1 protein-coding gene is annotated in these 737 nt (G+C 63.5%); it reads right to left on the bottom strand.

The window, feature by feature from the left end; translation table 11 throughout:
- Positions 1 to 737: amino acid--tRNA ligase-related protein (locus HA630_RS26705; RefSeq protein WP_305792599.1), on the bottom strand; the 737-nt coding region annotated here is incomplete at both ends.

The following is a 737-nucleotide window of genomic DNA, read 5'->3' as shown; positions in this document are numbered from 1 at the left end:
CTCGGTCGGGTGGTTGCAGATGAAGGTCGGGTTCCAGAGCTTGTCTTCCACCGTTTCTTCAAAATACATCACCTGCAGGCCGGCCAGGCTGCGGCCGTCCAGGCGGTCTTTCACCGGGTCCATGCCCAGCTTCTTCAATTGCTGCACCAGCCAGTCGCGGCTGTCCACGTTCTCGCCGGCCTCGGTGTGCTTGAGGATGGCTTCGCGGATGGTCAGGCGCTCGAACGGCGCCTCCAGGTCCACGTCACGGCCCTGGTAGGTGAGCTTGGCGCTGCCGCAGACGCGGTGCGCGGCGTGGCGGATCAGCTGCTCGGTGAAGGCCATCAGGTCCAGGTAGTTCCAGTAACCCGCATAGAACTCCATCATGGTGAACTCGGGGTTGTGCCGGACGCTGATGCCTTCGTTGCGGAAGTTGCGGTTGATCTCGAACACCCGCTCAAAGCCGCCGACGATCAGGCGCTTGAGGAACAGCTCGGGCGCGATGCGCAGGAACATGTCCTGCTCCAGCGCGTTGTGGTGGGTCACGAAGGGCCGGGCGTTGGCGCCGCCGGGAATGGCGTGCAGCATGGGCGTTTCCACTTCCAGAAACTCGTGCTGCACCATGAATTCGCGGATGCTGGTCACCGCCAGGCTGCGCGCCACGAAGCGCTTGCGCGCCTGCTCGTCGGTCATCAGGTCGACGTAGCGCTGGCGGTACTTGATTTCCTGGTCGTGGATGCCGTGGAACTTGTCCGGCA

The sequence above is a fragment of the Aquabacterium sp. A08 genome (assembly GCF_011742065.1).
Note: the sequence above shows the minus strand (reverse complement) of the source record. Positions and strands in the feature narration are given on the sequence as shown.